Annotated in this window: 13 protein-coding genes and 1 tRNA gene; 8 read left to right on the top strand and 6 right to left on the bottom strand. The window is 70.8% G+C overall.

Translation table 11 applies throughout. From position 1 onward, the window contains the following. The first annotated feature begins 86 nt into the window (after positions 1-86). Complete coding sequence (gene topA / locus AWC19_RS18565) at positions 87-2924, top strand: type I DNA topoisomerase (protein ID WP_085079430.1); 2838 nt, start codon at positions 87-89, stop codon at positions 2922-2924. 9 nt (positions 2925-2933) lie between these two features. Here topA and AWC19_RS18560 read toward each other — a convergent pair whose 3' ends face one another. Beyond that, on the bottom strand, positions 2934-4625 hold the full coding sequence (locus AWC19_RS18560) for an adenylate/guanylate cyclase domain-containing protein (protein WP_245849103.1): 1692 nt from the start codon (positions 4623-4625) through the stop codon (positions 2934-2936). A gap of 92 nt (positions 4626-4717) precedes the next feature. Between AWC19_RS18560 and AWC19_RS18555 the strand changes: the two genes are divergently transcribed. Then, positions 4718-5920 (top strand): DNA polymerase III subunit delta', encoded by a 1203-nt coding sequence (locus AWC19_RS18555; RefSeq protein ID WP_085079432.1) that lies wholly within the window; start codon positions 4718-4720, stop codon positions 5918-5920. A gap of 42 nt (positions 5921-5962) precedes the next feature. Further along, positions 5963-6038: transfer RNA gene (locus tag AWC19_RS18550), tRNA-Thr, on the top strand. Between the two features lie 69 nt (positions 6039-6107). Here AWC19_RS18550 and AWC19_RS18545 read toward each other — a convergent pair. Beyond that, positions 6108-7940, bottom strand: coding sequence for a hypothetical protein (locus AWC19_RS18545; protein WP_169718127.1), 1833 nt, complete (start codon positions 7938-7940; stop codon positions 6108-6110). On the opposite strand from AWC19_RS18545, the gene AWC19_RS18540 reads away from it, so the two are divergent. After that, positions 7906-8850: an NAD-dependent epimerase/dehydratase family protein gene (locus AWC19_RS18540; RefSeq protein ID WP_085079433.1), complete on the top strand. Its 945-nt coding sequence runs from the start codon at positions 7906-7908 to the stop codon at positions 8848-8850. The two genes, AWC19_RS18545 and AWC19_RS18540, sit on opposite strands and share 35 nt — an antisense overlap. Positions 8851-8855: 5 nt before the next feature. Here AWC19_RS18540 and AWC19_RS18535 read toward each other — a convergent pair whose 3' ends face one another. The 3 genes from AWC19_RS18535 to AWC19_RS18525 are packed head-to-tail and all read right to left on the bottom strand — an operon-like array spanning position 8856 to position 11210. Beyond that, positions 8856-9209: a DUF2304 domain-containing protein gene (locus AWC19_RS18535; RefSeq protein ID WP_085079472.1), complete on the bottom strand. Its 354-nt coding sequence runs from the start codon at positions 9207-9209 to the stop codon at positions 8856-8858. Positions 9210-9222: 13 nt separating this feature from the next. Continuing rightward, positions 9223-9924, bottom strand: coding sequence for a glycosyltransferase family 2 protein (locus AWC19_RS18530; RefSeq protein WP_085079435.1), 702 nt, complete (start codon positions 9922-9924; stop codon positions 9223-9225). 23 nt (positions 9925-9947) lie between these two features. Continuing rightward, positions 9948-11210 (bottom strand): hypothetical protein, encoded by a 1263-nt coding sequence (locus AWC19_RS18525; protein ID WP_085079436.1) that lies wholly within the window; start codon positions 11208-11210, stop codon positions 9948-9950. Between the two features lie 91 nt (positions 11211-11301). Between AWC19_RS18525 and AWC19_RS18520 the strand changes: the two genes are divergently transcribed. Then, complete coding sequence (locus AWC19_RS18520; RefSeq protein WP_085079437.1) at positions 11302-12450, top strand: DUF475 domain-containing protein; 1149 nt, start codon at positions 11302-11304, stop codon at positions 12448-12450. A gap of 119 nt (positions 12451-12569) precedes the next feature. Here the strand turns inward: AWC19_RS18520 and AWC19_RS18515 are convergent, their stop codons facing one another. Next, positions 12570-13058 (bottom strand): inorganic diphosphatase, encoded by a 489-nt coding sequence (locus tag AWC19_RS18515; RefSeq protein ID WP_085079438.1) that lies wholly within the window; start codon positions 13056-13058, stop codon positions 12570-12572. Between the two features lie 114 nt (positions 13059-13172). Here AWC19_RS18515 and dacB point away from each other — a divergent pair, with 114 nt between their 5' ends. Genes dacB through tilS form a run of 3 tightly spaced genes read left to right on the top strand, consistent with a single transcriptional unit; the run spans position 13173 to position 16548 of the window. After that, positions 13173-14558 (top strand): D-alanyl-D-alanine carboxypeptidase/D-alanyl-D-alanine endopeptidase, encoded by a 1386-nt coding sequence (dacB, locus tag AWC19_RS18510; protein ID WP_142281279.1) that lies wholly within the window; start codon positions 13173-13175, stop codon positions 14556-14558. Continuing rightward, positions 14555-15610, top strand: coding sequence for a zinc-dependent metalloprotease (locus AWC19_RS18505; protein ID WP_085079484.1), 1056 nt, complete (start codon positions 14555-14557; stop codon positions 15608-15610). The genes dacB and AWC19_RS18505 overlap by 4 nt, the downstream gene beginning before the upstream one ends. Further along, entirely contained in the window at positions 15589-16548 is a 960-nt protein-coding gene (gene tilS, locus AWC19_RS18500; RefSeq protein WP_085079440.1) for a tRNA lysidine(34) synthetase TilS, read from the top strand. Before AWC19_RS18505 ends, tilS begins: the two co-directional genes overlap by 22 nt. Positions 16549-16557 lie beyond the last annotated feature (9 nt).

Raw genomic sequence — 16557 nt, 5'->3', positions numbered from 1 at the left:
ACCGGAATTTCAGGCGCCGGCCTGTCATTCTTCCTGCAGGGCGGTCTCGTAGGGGGGCCGGGATAAGAGATGGAGCGTAAGCGCAGTTGGCTGACCCGAAGCTAAAGGACCCACAAAGCCCGACCAGTGGCGGAAATGGGACCCCTAGGCGACTCGTGATCGTCGAGTCGCCCACCAAGGCGCGCAAACTGGCCAGCTACCTGGGCTCCAGGTACATCGTCGAGTCCTCCCGCGGACACATCCGCGACCTGCCGCGGGCCGCGGCCGACGTCCCCGCCAAGTTCAAGTCCGAGCCTTGGGCCCGGTTGGGGGTCAACGTCGACGCCGACTTCGAGCCGCTCTACATCATCAGCCCGGAGAAGAAGAGCACCGTCAGCGAGCTCAAGGGGCTGCTCAAGGACGTCGACGAGCTCTACCTGGCCACGGACGGTGACCGCGAAGGCGAGGCCATCGCCTGGCACCTGCTGGAGACCCTCAAGCCGAACATCCCGGTCAAGCGGATGGTGTTCCACGAGATCACCGAGCCGGCCATCCGCGCCGCCGCCGAGCACCCCCGCGACCTGGACATCGACCTGGTCGACGCCCAGGAGACGCGCCGCATCCTGGACCGGCTGTACGGCTACGAGGTCAGCCCGGTGCTGTGGAAGAAGGTCGCCCCGAAGCTGTCGGCGGGGCGGGTCCAGTCGGTGGCCACCCGGATCATCGTGCAGCGCGAACGCGACCGCATGGCGTTCCGCAGCGCGTCGTACTGGGACATCGTCGCCCAGCTGGACGCCAGCGCGTCCGACCCGCAGGCCCAGCCGCCCGTTTTCGCCGCCCGGTTGGCCGGCGTCGACGGCCTGCGCGTGGCCACCGGCCGCGATTTCGACTCGGCGGGCCAGCTGCGCAATAGGGGCGGCGAAGGCCCCGCAGAAGTCGTAGTGCTGGACGAGGCGGCCGCCACCGAGCTGGCCGCCGGGTTGCGGGGCGCTCAGCTGTCCGTCGCGTCGGTGGAGGAAAAGCCCTACACCCGGCGCCCCTACGCGCCGTTCATGACGTCGACGCTGCAGCAGGAGGCCGGGCGCAAGCTGCGGTTCTCCTCGGAACGCACGATGAGCATCGCCCAGCGGCTCTACGAAAACGGCTACATCACCTATATGCGCACCGACTCCACGACCCTGTCGGAGTCGGCGATCAGCGCCGCGCGCACCCAGGCGCGTCAGCTCTACGGCGAGGAGTACGTCTCGCCGGCGCCGCGCCAGTACACCCGCAAGGTGAAGAACGCGCAGGAGGCGCACGAGGCGATCCGGCCGGCCGGCGAGACGTTCGCCACCCCGGACGCGGTGCGCCGGGAGCTCGACGGCGACGAGTTCCGGCTTTACGAGCTGATCTGGCAGCGCACGGTGGCCTCGCAGATGGCCGACGCCCGCGGCACGACGCTGAGCCTGCGGATCGCGGGCAGGTCTGGGGGGCCGCAGACCCCAAGAGAGGTCGTGTTCGCCGCGAGCGGGCGCACCATCACCTTCGCCGGCTTCCTCAAGGCCTACGTCGAGACCGTCGACGAGCTCGCCGGCGGCGAGGCGGACGACGCCGAGCGCCGGCTGCCGCGCCTGACCGAGGGGCAGCGGCTAAACGTTATCGAGCTCACCCCTGAGGGGCACGCCACCAACCCGCCGGCGCGCTACACCGAGGCTTCGCTGGTCAAGGCGCTCGAGGAGCTGGGCATCGGCCGCCCGTCGACGTATTCGTCGATCATCAAGACCATCCAGGACCGCGGCTACGTGTACAAGAAGGGCAGCGCGCTGGTGCCCTCGTGGGTCGCGTTCGCCGTCACCGGCCTGCTCGAGCAGCACTTCGGCCGCCTGGTCGACTACGGCTTCACCGCGGCGATGGAAGACGAGCTCGACGCGATCGCATCGGGCAACGAGCGGCGCACCAACTGGCTCAACAACTTCTACTTCGGCGGCGAGCACGGGGTGCCCGACTCGGTGGCACGCTCGGGCGGCCTCAAGAAGTTGGTGGGCGTCAACCTGGAGGGCATCGACGCGCGAGAAGTCAACTCCATCAAGGTGTTTGACGACGCGCAGGGCCGGCCGGTCTATGTTCGGGTCGGCAAGAACGGGCCCTACCTGGAACGCATCGTCACCGGTGACGACGGGGAGCCCACGCCGCAGCGGGCCAACCTCAACGACTCGCTGACCCCCGACGAGCTGACGCTGGAAGTGGCCGAGGAACTCTTCGCCACCCCCCAAGAGGGACGCGTGCTGGGCGTGGACCCCGAAACGGGTCACGAGATCGTCGCCAAGGACGGCCGCTACGGGCCGTACGTGACCGAGGTGCTGCCGCCGTCCGAAGACGACGACGGCGGCGCCCCGGCGAAGAAGGGCAAGAAGCCCACCGGACCCAAACCCCGCACCGGTTCCCTGCTGCGCGGCATGGACCTGCAGACCGTCACGCTCGAGGACGCGCTGAAGCTGCTGTCGCTGCCCCGCGTCGTCGGCGTCGACCCGCAGACCGGCGAGGAGATCACCGCGCAGAACGGGCGCTATGGCCCATACCTTAAGCGCGGCAACGATTCTCGCTCGCTGGCGACCGAGGACCAGATCTTCGATATCACCCTCGAGGAAGCGCTGAAGATCTACGCCGAGCCCAAACGCCGTGGCAGGCAGAGCGCTTCGGCGCCGCCGCTGCGCGAACTGGGGAACGATCCGGCGTCGGGCAAGCCGATGGTCATCAAGGACGGCCGGTTCGGGCCGTACGTCACCGACGGCGAGACCAACGCCAGCCTGCGCAAGGGCGACGACGTGATGTCGATCACCGACGAGCGCGCGGCCGAACTGCTCGCCGACCGGCGGGCCCGGGGCCCGGTGAAGCGGGTTGCCAAGAAGAGCACCCGAAAGGCTGTTGCCAAATCGGGGGCCAGGAAGGCGGCCAAGCGCAGCTAGCGCGCGGCGTCAAAAACTCGGCCCGATGGACTCGCTGGACACCTGGTCCGGCCTGGCCCGCCCCGGCTGGGAGGCCGTGACTCCGGCGAGCTTCGCCGGCCGCGCCAGCTGAGTGGGTGCCGTGCGCCCGCGCAGCTCGACGACCTCGCCGACGTCCCAGCACAGCGCCTCGGCGTCCAGGGCGCCGCTGACCGCGATCGCCGACGCCAGCACGTGGCCGGCCTCCAGCTTGGCCAGCTCGGTGAGCCGCGCGGCCTCGTTGACCGGATCGCCGATCACCGTGTATTCGAAGCGGGCCTGCGCCCCGATGTGGCCGGCGATGGCCCGGCCGGCCGACACCCCGATGCCGAACTCCGCCGAGCCGATCACCGGCAGCAGCGCGTCGTGCAGCTCGCGGGCCGCCGCGAGCGCCCCGCCGGAGGCGTCCGGGTGCTCGATCGGCGCGCCGAAGATGGCCAGCGCCGCGTCGCCCTGGAACTTGTTGACGAACCCGCCGTGCTTGCCGACGGTGTCGACCACCACGCGGAAGAACTCGTTGAGCAGGTGGACCACTTCGGCGGGCGGCCGCGTCGCGGCCAGCTTGGTGGAGCCGACCAGGTCGACGAAGAGCACCGCCACGTTGCGCTCCTGGCCACCCAGCTCGGTGCCGCGCTCGAGGGCCCGGCGGGCCACGTCCTCACCCACGTAGCGGCCGAACAGGTCGCGCAGCCGCTGCCGCTCGGACAGGTCGCGCACCATATCGTTGAAGCCGGCCTGCAGCAGGCCCAGCTCGCTGGCGTCATAGATCTGCATGTGCGCGTTGTAGTTTCCGCGTTGCACCTCGCTCAGCGCCCAGCGCAGCTGACGCAGCGGGTCGGCGATCGACATGGCCACCAACAGGGTGCTGACCAGGCCGATGCCCAGCGCGGCCAGGGCCAGCAGCAGGATCGGGTTGAACAGTTTTTCGGGGGTGGCGTGCAGCAGGGAGGCCTTGTCGGCCACCACGGCCAGCACGATGGCCAGCAGCGGCACCGCGGTGGACAGCATCCAGCTCAGCATCTGGCGCAAAATGACCCCGGGCGCCTTGACGTTCTCGGGCACGCCGCTGCGCAGCGCCGCGACCGCCACGGGCCGCAGCACCCGCTCGGACTGCAGATAGCCGATGATCGCCGTGGCGGCCGCGCCCAACGCCACGGCGACCGCGACGACGGGCGCCGTGTACTTGGCCACCGACCAGCTGGCGATGATGAACACCAGCCCGCCGATGCACCAAGCCACCCCACTGGTGAGCGTGCGGTAGAACGGCATGCGCAGCGCGCGGCTGCGCGCCAGTTCGGTCTCGGCCGGATCGGCCTCGGCCAGCAGGTTGTCGCGGCGCTGCCAGCGAAAGACCGGCAGCAGCAGCTTGAGGTTGAACACGATGCCGGCGAGGAACAGCGTGATCACGACGCTGATGAAGATCGCCAGGTTGACCGGGGGCAGATCCTGCAGCTGGATGCGGTCCTGGGGCGGCAAGCCGTAGCGCAAGAAGCCCAGCACGAACAGGCCGCCGATGATGTCGGCCTGCAGCATGCTCAGCGAAAACAGCGGCCACGGGGTGCGCACCACCCACCGGACGAATTCGCTGATCCGCCCCGGCAGTTCCGCCATGGTTGCCACCGATCCACCGTATCGGTCGGTATGGACTTGACGGAAAAGTTCGCGCGACTCGGCACGTCGCATATAGCTGCTGAAACGGCCCGGGAAGTTACGGAAATATCGCGATCCGATGGCGGATCGGTATCCGTCGGCAGGTGTCACTACTGTTGCCGGTGATGTCCGGGGTGTTTACACGGCTGGTAGGCCAAGAGGCGGTGGTGGCCGAACTGCTCGCCGCCGCCCGTTCCGCGCGCGGTGATTCCACTCACAGCGAGTCCGGCGCCGGAACTATGACACATGCCTGGCTGATCACCGGCCCCCCCGGTTCGGGGCGCTCCATCGCCGCGGTCTGCTTCGCCGCGGCGCTGCAGTGCACCTCCGATGGCGAGCCTGGCTGCGGGCGGTGCCGGGCCTGCTCGACGACGATGGCCGGCACCCACGCCGACGTGCGCCGAATAATCCCCGAGGGCCTATCCATCGGTGTGGACGAGATGCGCGGCATCGTGCAGATCGCGTCGCGCCGCCCGACCACGGGACACCGGCAGATCGTCGTCATCGAAGACGCCGACCGGTTGACTGAGGGGGCCGCGAACGCGCTGTTGAAGGTCGTCGAGGAGCCGCCGCCGTCCACGGTGTTTTTGCTGTGCGCTCCGTCGGTGGATCCCGAGGACATCGCGGTCACGCTGCGGTCCCGGTGCCGCCACGTCTCGCTGGTCACCCCGTCGACCGAGGCCATCGCGCGCGTGCTGGTCGACGGCGGCCTGGATGCCGACACGGCGAAGTGGGCCGCCTCGGTCAGCGGCGGGCACGTCGGGCGCGCCCGCCGCCTGGCCGTCGACGCCGACGCCCGGCAGCGACGCGAGCGGGCGCTGGGGCTGGTGCGTGACGCCGCGACCCCGTCGCGCGCCTACGCCGCCGCCGAGGAGCTGGTGGCCGCGGCCGAGGCCGAGGCCGTGGTGCTGACCGCCGACCGCGCCGAGGCCGAAACCGAGGAGCTGCGAACCGCTTTGGGCGCCGGCGGCACCGGGAAGGGCACCGCGGGTGCGCTGCGCGGAGCCACCGGCGCGCTCAAGGACCTGGAGCGGCGGCAGAAGTCGCGGCAGACCCGGGCGTCGCGCGACGCGCTGGACCGGGCGCTGATCGACCTGGCCACCTACTTTCGCGACGCGCTCGTGGTGTCGGCGGACGCGGGGGGCGTGCGGGCCAACCACCCCGACATGGCCGATCGAGTGGCGGCGCTGGCCGCCCACGCCTCGCCCGAGCGGCTGCTGCGCTGCATCGAGGCGGTGCTGGAGTGCCGAGAGGCGCTGGCGATCAACGTCAAACCCAAGTTCGCCGTCGACGCCATGGTCGCGACCATCGGGCAGCAACTTGGGTGACTCGGGACGCCTGCCGTAGACTCGTGCCGCCCGGCAGGGCACGCCACCTTAGCTCAGTCGGTAGAGCGGCTCACTCGTAATGAGCAGGTCAGGAGTTCGATTCTCCTAGGTGGCTCCAGTTTTATGTCGCAGTTGTCGCGCGAGAGGGGTATCGCCCTTCCGCGTCGCGCGTCGGCGGTTCGCACGATCAGGCGGGCGCGACGAAGCCCACGGGTCCCGACGCGAGGCACAACGCCAGTGCGGCGGTGTTGGCCCGCACCGTGATGGCGTCCCCGGCGCCGGGCAGCCGGACGAAGATCCGGTTGAGGCCGGGACGCACCGGCACCCTGACGTCGGGCCCCTGGCTCAGCGACAGCGTCATGGAACCGTCGCTGTTGGCCAGGTAGTTGAGTTCGACGGTCCAGTCGGCCGGCAGCAGCGGCCCGTCCAAGACGAGCCGCGCCGGCTTGTCCGGTTGCGCGAAATAGCCGCACCGCGGCATGGGGCCGGGGGCGATCGTGCGGATCCAGGTCACCCGCCCGTAGATCAGCCGGCCCGAGCTGTCGATCATGCGCAATTGCGTTGTCGCAGAGGAAAATTCGGGCCGATCGCGCAGCAGTGCGAACATGTGGCTGGCCAGGTTCTGCGGCGCCGCCACCCGCTGCAGCACCAGCGGATCGACCTCCTGGTCGAGCAGCGGCGCATCCGAGGCCGCGCGCGCGGCGGCCAGGCCGGCCCGGGCGTTTTGCAGGTAGGGCTGCGCGGGGTTGTCGCGCCAGCTGGCCAGAAACGTCGCCGTCGAATACAGGCTGCTGGCCACGAACGCGACCGCCAGACCCGCCGTCACCGCGGCGCGCTTGGGCGCGGCATCCAGCCACCGCGGCGCGGCCGGTCGGTTCGGGGCGCACAGCGCGACGGCGGCCAGCAACGCCAGCACCACCGCGAGGTCCGGCAGGTAGCGCAGGGTCTGGGCGAGTTCGAGGGCGGTCTGCTTGGACGAGCGCATCAGATAGATCGGCACCTGACACGCCACGGCATAACCCGCCGCGGTCAGCCACACGGCACCGATGCGCTGCTTGCGCAGCAGGGACACCGCCACCACCCCGGCGAGCACCAGCCAGCCGAGCGCCATCACCGACGGCGGGGGCGTGGCCCACGGCGACGCCGGCGCCCACCGGTCCCAGCGCCACGGCCCGCCGGCCAGTGCCGGCACGATGCCGTGGGTGATCGACCGCCACAGCAGCGCGCCCGTCATCGCCAGGTCGGTGCTCCAGCGCCGCTGGTCGACGACGCCCAGATACAGCCCGACCCAGCCGGCGGTCAGCGCCAGCGACGCCACCCACAACCGCAGACCGGCCCGCCACACCGTCCGCACCGCCGACCCGTCGCCGGTCACGTGCCACAGCAGGGCCGCCACGGCGAACGCCACGAACGGGATCACGGCGGCCTTCTCGAAGAACAGCAGCCCGCCGAGGTACGCCAGGACGCCGGTCACCGCGTAGCGCTGGTTTCCCGTGCGCACCAACAGGATCGCGTCGGCGCACGTCCACGCCAGCGCCGCCAGCATCGGCAGCGAGTTCAGCGCCGCCGCCCACCACGCGAAACCCGGCACGGCCAGCGGCGTGAACAGCGCGAAGGTCAAGGGGGCCAGCAGCGCCCGGCGCCAGCCCAGGATGACGTGCAGCGCGCGCAGCAGCGCCAGCGACGCCAGCAGTTGCAGCGCCAAAAGGCTGACCGCCGGCCAGGTCCAATCCAGCGGCGCCGCCCGGATGATCGCGCCGGCGACCAAAAAGGCGCCCGGCATGACGTGGCCGTCGTGGTCGTCGAACAGGTATGACGGCGACAGCAGCCCCTCGGTTCCCGCCTTGCCGACCAGAATCAGGTCGTCCCAGTAGAAGTAGCCCCCGAACGCCAGGACCGCGCGGATCGTCAGCTGGACGGCGATCAGCGCGGCGGCGGCCAGCGCCACCCGAGGTAGCCGCGCGGACCGCCGGTATGGTGGGCCGGTGCACGCACTGGTCACCGGGGCAGCCGGATTCATCGGCTCGACGCTAGTCGACCGCCTGCTGGCCGACGGCCACACGGTGGTGGGGCTGGACAACTTCGCCACCGGCCGCGCGACCAACCTTGAGCATTTGGCCGGCAACCCGGCGTACGCCTTCGTCGAGGCCGACATCGTGGCCGCCGACCTGCGGGCCATCCTTGACGAGCACCGCCCGGAGGTGGTGTTTCACCTGGCGGCCCAGATCGACGTGCGGCACTCGGTGGCAGACCCGCAATTCGACGCCTCGGTCAACGTCATCGGCACCGTGCGGCTGGCGGAGGCGGCGCGCCGGGCCGGGGTGCGCAAGATCGTGCACACCTCGTCGGGCGGATCGATCTACGGCACGCCGCCGGTCTACCCCACCCCGGAGACGGTGCCCACCGACCCGGCCTCGCCGTACGCCGCGGGCAAGGTGGCCGGCGAGATCTACCTGAACACCTTCCGCAACCTGTACGGCCTGGAGTGTTCGCACATCGCGCCGGCCAACGTCTATGGCCCGCGCCAGGACCCGCACGGCGAAGCGGGCGTGGTGGCGATCTTCGCCCGGGCGCTGCTGTCGGGCAAGCCCACCAAGGTGTTCGGCGACGGCACCAACACCCGCGACTACGTGTTCGTCGACGACGTGGTGGACGCCTTCGTCAAGGCCTCCGGGGACGCCGGCGGCGGGCAGCGGTTCAACATCGGCACCGGCGTCGAAACGTCGGACCGCCAACTGCATTCGGTGGTGGCCGCGGCCGTCGGTGGACCCGACGACCCGGCGTTCCACCCCCCGCGCCTGGGCGACCTGAAGCGGTCCTGCCTCGACATCGGTTTGGCCGCAGAGGTTTTGGGTTGGCGCCCCCGGGTTCAGCTGGACGAGGGTGTGCGCCGCACGGTGGAGTACTTCCGCAGCGTGCGCACCGGCTAGCCAAGCTAGCGCGGTTCGGCCACCTCTTCGGGTTGCTGCGCGCCCTCCAGCGCCACGGCCCGCGCCAGCCGCGCGTACCGCAGCTCGAGATCCTTGAACCGCATGTAGGTGCTCAGCGTGGTGAAGCTGAACGCCATGATCAGCGCGTAGAGCATCAGGTCGGTGCCGCGGCGCACCCCGAACCAGTGCTCCACCACCGTCGTGTCGTCGGGGCGCAGCACGGCATAGATGCCGCCCAGCACGAACAACACGTATCCGACCTTTACCCAGGCCCGCGACCGCGCGTTGCGGCGCGACCGCAGCAGGTAGACCAGCAGCGCGACGATCGAGGAGATCAGCAGCACCTGGATCCAGTTCATCGTTGCGTCCTATTCATCTTGGAATCCTCCCTCGCAGGAACCCGTCGAAGACGATGTTGACGCCGTTGAGCAGCGGCTGCCCCTTGGACTTCGAGTATTCGGTGTAGAGCACCTCGACCGGGTATTCGGTTACACGCCAATGGTTTTCGGCGATCATCACGATGATTTCGTTGGCGTGGCTCATCCCGCTCATGGTGATGTCCAGCCCGTCGGCGACCTTCTTGTTGAAGACCCGCAGCCCATTGTTGGTGTCCGTCAAGCCAAGTCGCCGACCGCGGCGGCTCAGCCTGGCCGCGGTGCGCAGCACCATCCGCTTGACGAACGGCGGCCGGCTGCCCTCGTCGGTGCCGAACCGCGTCCCGATCACGACGTCGACGTCACCGGCGCCGAGCCGGTCGATCATCGCGACCAGATCCTTGACGCGGTGCTGGCCGTCGGCGTCGAAGGTGGCGAAAACCAGCGCGCCGGGCCGCTTCCGGGCGTATTCGACTCCGGTCTGGATGGCCGCGCCCTGACCCAGGTTGATCGGGTGGCGCACCAGGTGGGCCCCGGCCTTCCGGGCGATTTCGCCGGTGCCGTCGGTGCTGCCGTCGTCGACGCAGACGACGTGATCAAAGACCGAGCGGACGTCGGCGATCACCTCGCCGATGACGGCGGCTTCGTTGAAGGCGGGAATGACGATCCAGACGCCCGGGTAATGCGTTTCACTGTCCATTCAAGCCCACAAGGTACACGGGATCAGGCGGTCGGGCGCCCGGCGCGCGCCAGCGACACCAGGTGCACCGCGATTCCCACCAGCGGTCCGCACAGCAGGCCGACGACGGTCCGGGTCTGCAGGGGCAACGGCAACAGCAGCAGCAGCCCCGAGGCGACCGTCGCACCCACCCAGCCCGCGGCGTAGGCCCGGTGCATCGCGGCGGCGACGGCGGCGGCCCCGGTCAGGGTCAGCATCGCGATCGCGAGGGCGGCCGCCGTCAGCCAGGCCAGCAGCGCGCTGCTGGCCTGGTACTGCGCCCCGAAGGCCACCCGCAGCAGCCACGGCCCCACCATCCCCGCGGCCGCCACCCCGACCGCGCCGATGCCGGCGACGATCGCCGCCGGCGTCACCAGCGCCCGAACCCGGTCGGTGCGCTCGTCGACGAAATGGGCGATCAGGTTGCCTTGCATCGCCGTCAGCGGCACCAGCAGCGGCGCGCGCGTCAGCGTCACCGCCAGGATGATCACCCCGCCCTCCGCCCCCAGTTGCGTGCTGGTCAGCTTCAGCAGCACGGGAAAACCCATCACCAGGATCGCGCTGGCTCCCGCCGCGGTGATGGAGTGGGCGGCGCCGCGCAAAAATGTCGCGGTGCCGCCCGGCGTCAGCAGCCGGGCCGCGACCCGGGCGGTCGGGGAGGCGCCCAGCACGATCAGCCAGGCCGCCGCACCCGCCACGGTCGCCCACAGGAAGCCGGCCAGCCCCCAGCCGATCACGAAGGTCGCCCCGGCGACCGCCACCCGGATCACGGCGTCGGTCACCATCAGCGACCCGTACACCGTCCACTGATTGGTGCCGGCCAGCATCCCCAACAGCGTGGCGTGCAGGCAGAACCCGGCGAGTCCGACGGCCAGCAGCGCCACCGACAGCCAGCGCGCCTCGACGAACACCCGCCCGCCCCACAGCGGCGAGCTTCCCGCGATCACCGCGGGGGCGGCGACGCCGACCATCGCTGCCACCCGCAGCGGATGGGTCCGGCGGCCGACGACCTCGATGTACTGCGTCGAGCGGACCTCCCGGGTGGCCTCCTGCAGCAGCCCGTTGGCCGCGCCGGTGACCAACCCGAACGCGCCCCAGAACACCCCGAACACCGAAAAGCCGCTCGGGGCCAGGTCGCGGGCGGCCAGGTAGATCACCGCGTAGCCGCACAGCGCGGTTACCGCGGTCGCGGTGGCGACCCGGGCCACGCTGCCGCGCGCGATCGGGCCGGCCCCGGTGGAGGCTTCGGTACCGTCGACTTCGGGCATCGCCACAATTTGAAAATAGTAAGTGCGCAGGACTGGCGGCCCGGGTCGGCGAAACGGATCGCTAGGGTTGGCGACTGTCGAGAAAGGATCCATGGCCGCGCTCCGCACCTTTGGTTTTTCGCTGTTGTGCGCCATCGCGGCCCTCGTTGTCGGCTACGCGCACGGCGGCCTGAACGCCATGTTCCTGCTGCTGGTGCTCGCCATGCTCGAAATCTCGCTGTCCTTCGACAACGCCGTCATCAACGCGGCGATCCTCAAGCGGATGAGCCGCTTTTGGCGGCGGATGTTCCTGACGGTCGGGATCGTGATCGCCGTGTTCGGCATGCGGCTGGTCTTCCCGTTGGTCATCGTGTGGGCGACCGCGGGCATCGGGCCGGTGCGCTCGATGGAGCTGGCGCTCGATCCGCCGGCACACGGCGCGCTGGAGTACCCCGACGGCTCGCCCAGCTACGAGAAGCTGATCGTCGCGGCTCACCCGCAGATCGCGGCCTTCGGAGGGACGTTCCTGCTGATGCTGTTTTTGGATTTCCTCTTTCACGACCGAGACATCAAGTGGCTCAAGTGGATTGAGGTGCCTTTCGCCCGCGTTGGCCGGCTCGGACAGGTGCCGGTGGTGGTGGCCGGCGTCGCGCTGGTGCTCGCCGGGACCGCATTGACGCACTCCAGCGACGAACGCGCGACGGTGCTCAACGCCGGGGTGCTGGGCCTGGTGACCTACCTGGTCGTCAACGGATTGAGCCGGGCCTTTCGGCCAACCGACGTCGACGTCGGGACCGCCCGCACGGCCGTCGGCAAGGCGGCGCTGGGCCTGTTCGCATATCTCGAGGTGCTCGACGCCGCCTTCTCGTTCGACGGGGTGACCGGCGCCTTCGCGATCACGTCCGATCCGATCGTCATCGCGCTGGGCCTGGGGCTGGTGGGCTCGATGTTCGTCCGCTCGATCACCATCTACTTGGTCCGGCAGGACACGCTGGACCGCTACGTCTACTTGGAGCACGGCGCGCACTGGGCGATCGGCGTGCTGGCCGTGATCATGCTGCTCTCCATCGAGCCGCGGTTCGAGGTCCCCGAGGTCGCCGCCGCCTCGGTGGGCGTGGTCTTCATCGGGGCGGCGCTGGCCTGGAGCGTGTGGCGCAACCGGCGCAACGCGCGCCCGCCCTGGCCGGTCAAACCTGACCGGTCAGGCCCCGATCTGGCCGGCGATGCGCCGCTCGATGCTGGCCCGCGCCGGGGCCGGTAGCACGATCAGGCCGTCGAGCTCCTTGCCGGCACGCGCGTAGACGCTCTGCCGCTCCTAGTGGGCAGCGCCCGCATCGACGCTTCGGCGCGCCGCGGTTACGCCGGAAGCGTCAGCGGGCCCTAATGTTCGGCCGCTTTGAACCGCTCCACCGAACGCTGCACCTCGGCTTCGGCTTCGGCCCGGTCGACCCAGTTGGCCGTCTTGACGAACTTGCCCGGCTCGAGCGCCTTGTATTGCGAGAAGAAGTGCTTGATCACGTCGAGCTCGAATTGCGGGACGTCCCCGATGTCCTGGATGTGGTCCCACCGGAGGTCACCGGCCGGAACGCAGAGCACCTTGTCGTCGCCACCGGCCTCGTCGACCATCCGGAACATTCCGACCGGACGCGCCTCCACGATCACGCCGGGGAACACCGGCTGCGGCAGCAGCACCAGCGCATCCAGCGGGTCGCCGTCCTCGCCCAGCGTGTCCTCGATGAAGCCGTAATCGGTGGGGTAGGCCATCGACGTGTACAGGTAGCGGTCCAGGCGCACCCGCCCGGTTTCGTGATCGACCTCGTACTTGTTGCGCTGGCCTTTCGGAATCTCGATGGTCACGTCGAATTGCACCGTGCCGGCTCCTTTATGAGGGATAGTCCTGGGTAGCTCAGTTGGTCGGGCATCACCCTAGTCGAGCGTTACCGGGCCGATTCGGCAGAATGGGTTCAAACAGTCAGGAGAGTGATGGGTCCGACTCGCTGGCGGAAATCCACCCAGGTGTTCATCGGGTTGGCCGTGCTGGCGTTCGTCGCCGCCGTGGTGGCCGCGGCGACGTTTTTCACCACGGGCGGTCACGGCGCCGGGGCCGCACACGTCCCGGTGCCCCCGCCGCGCCCGCCGACCGTCAAGCCGGGGATGGTCCCCGTCGCCGACACCGCCGAGACGCCCAGCCCCGCCGGGGTGGCGGCCACCCTGGGCCCGGCGGCGGCCGACCCCAACCTCGGCAGGCTCGGCGGGCGCATCACCGACGCCATCACCGGCAAAGAGCTGTGGCAGGTCGCCGAGGACCTGCCGCTGACCCCGGCGTCGACCAACAAGGTCCTGACCGCGGCCGCGGCGCTGTTGACGCTGGACCGCCAGGCCCGCATCAGCACCCGCGTGGTGGCCGGCAGCCAAAACGCGCAGGGGCCCGTCGTGCTGGTCGGCGCCGGTGACCCGCTGTTGTCGGCCGCGCCGCCCGGCGTGGACACCTGGTACCGCGGGTCGGCGCGCATCAGCGACCTCGTCGAGCAGATCCGCCGCAGCGGCATGACACCGACGTCGGTACAGGTGGACACCTCCGCCTTCAGCGGCCCGACGATGGCGCAGGGCTGGGATCCGGCCGACGTCGACAACGGCGACATCGCGCCGATCGAGTCCGTGATGGTCGACGCCGGGCGCATCCAGCCCACCACGGTCAATTCGAGGCGGTCCAAGACGCCGGCGCTGGACGCGGGGCGGGAGCTGGCCAAGGCGCTGGGCCTGGACCCCGCCGCGGTGACGATCGCGACCGCGCCGGCCGGGGCGCGGCAGCTCGCCGTGGTGCAGTCCGCGCCGCTCATCCAGCGGCTGCAGCAGATGATGGACCACTCCGACAACGTGATGGCCGAGTGCATCGCTCGGGAGGTGGCGGCCGCGATCAACCGGCCCCGCAGCTTCGCCGGCGCCGTCGACGCGGTCACCAACCGGTTGAGCACCGCGCACGTCGACACGGCCGGGGCCGCGCTGATGGATTCCAGCGGCCTGTCGGTCGACGACCGCTTGACGGCCAAGACGCTCGACGGCGTCGTGCAGGCGGCCGCCGGCCCGGACCAGCCGGCCCTGCGCGCCCTGCTGGACCTGCTTCCCATCGCCGGCGGCAGCGGGACGCTGGCCGACCGGTTCCTCGACCCGGCCACCGACCGCGGTCCGGCCGGGTGGCTGCGGGCCAAGACCGGCTCGCTCACCGACATCAACTCCCTGGTCGGGGTGCTCACCGACCGCACCGGGCGGGTGCTGACGTTCGCCTTCATCTCCAACGCCGCCGGACCCAACGGCCGCAACGCGATGGACGCCCTGGCCAGCAGGTTGTGGACCTGCGGGTGCGCATGACCCCATCGTCGAACCTGACCCTGGGAACCGCCGTGGACTGGCGGTTCGCGGCCACGGTCGGCCAGCGCCTGGCACGGCCGGGCCCGGCGGCCAGTGACTACACCCGCCGCCGGGTGATCGACGAACTGACCGACGCGGCCGCCAAGGCCGAACCGCCGGTGCGCGACGTCACGGGCCTGGCCACCAATGGGGCGGTGCCGCCGGCCCGCATCGTCGACCGCGCCGAATGGATTGGGGCCGCGGCCGAGTCGATGCGAGTGATGACCAAGGGTGGCGAAAAGCCGCGCGGCTTTTTCACCGGGCGCATCACCGGCGCGCAGACCGGCGCGGTGCTGGCGTTCGTGTCGTCCGGCATCCTCGGCCAGTACGACCCGTTCGCCACCGGTAACGGGGCCGGGGCGGGCCTGCTGCTCCTGGTGTATCCGAACGTCATCGCCGTCGAGCGCCAGCTGCGGGTGGAGCCGTCCGACTTCCGGTTGTGGGTGTGCCTGCACGAGGTGACTCACCGGGTGCAGTTCACCGCCAATCGCTGGCTGGCCGACTACATGTCGGAGTCGCTGGGGCTGCTCACCCAGGACGCCGGCGAAGACATCACGCACGTGGCGCGCCGGCTCGCCGAGTTCGTCCGCAACCGCGGCGCCGGGGACGGGCCCGACGCCGGCTCGCCGATTCTGGGCCTGGTGCGCGCCGTGCAATCCGAGCCGCAACGCAAGGCCCTCGATCAGCTGCTGGTGCTCGGCACCCTGCTGGAGGGCCACGCCGACCACGTCATGGATGCGGTCGGGCCGCGGGTGGTGCCGTCGGTGGCCACCATCCGGCGGCGGTTCGACGAGCGTCGCCACCGCAAGCAACCCCCGCTGCAGCGGCTGTTGCGCGCGCTGCTCGGTCTCGACGCCAAGCTGAGCCAATACACCCGCGGCAAGGCGTTCGTCGACCACGTGGTGGGCAGGGTCGGGATGGAACGGTTCAACGCCGTCTGGTCGGGTCCCGAGACGCTGCCGCTGCCCGCCGAGATCGAAGACCCTTCGCGATGGATCGACAGGGTGCTGTAGGGCAGCTGCGCACGGCTGTCGAAGCGTTCGCCCGGACCCATCTCGGCGGCGAGGAGCGCTGGTGCGTGGCGCTGTCCGGCGGCCCCGACTCGCTGGCGCTGACCGCCGTCGCGGCCCCGCTGCGGCCCACCACCGCGCTGATCGTCGACCACGGCCTGCAGGCCGACTCGGCCGCCGTCGCCGAGACCGCGCGACAGCAAGCGCTCGCGGTGGGATGCGTTGCTGCGCAAGTGCTTTCGGTGCAGGTCGGGGTGGAGGGCGGCCCGGAGGCGGCCGCGCGCACCGCCCGTTACGCCGCGCTCGACTCGCGGCGCGACGGGCCGGTGCTGCTGGCCCACACCCTCGACGATCAGGCGGAGACGGTGCTGCTGGGCCTGGGGCGCGGCTCGGGGGTGCGCTCGATCGCGGGGATGCGCCCGCACGACCCGCCATGGTGCCGGCCGCTGTTGGGGGTGCGACGCGCCGTCACGCACGCCGCGTGCCGGGAGCTGGGCCTGGCCGCGTGGCAGGACCCGCACAACAGCGACCGCCGATTCACCCGCGCGAGGCTGCGTCTCGAAGCGCTGCCGCTGCTGGAGGACATCCTGGGTGGCGGTGTGGCCGAGGCGCTGGCCCGCACCGCCACGGCGCTGCGCGAGGACACCGAGCTGCTCGACGCGCTCGCCGAGGAGGCCCGCCCCGGCGTGCAAGAGGATGCGGGGCTGGTCGCCCGGGACTTGGCCGAGCTGCCCGGGCCGGTGCGGCGCAGGGTGATCCGCGGGTGGCTGCTGGCCGCGGGCGCGACCGGGTTGACCGACAAGCAGATCCGCGGCGTGGACGCGTTGGTCACCGCCTGGCGCGGGCAGGGCGGCGTGGCGGTGGGCTCGGCGTTGCGCGGTGAGCGGTTGATCGCCGGGCGGCGCGACGGCCTGCTCACGATGTGGCGCGAACCTGTGTAAACGGGGGCC

Source organism: Mycobacterium palustre, from assembly GCF_002101785.1.
In the GTDB taxonomy this organism is placed as follows: Bacteria; Actinomycetota; Actinomycetes; order Mycobacteriales; family Mycobacteriaceae; genus Mycobacterium; species Mycobacterium palustre.
This window is presented reverse-complemented; position numbering and strand designations above follow the sequence as displayed.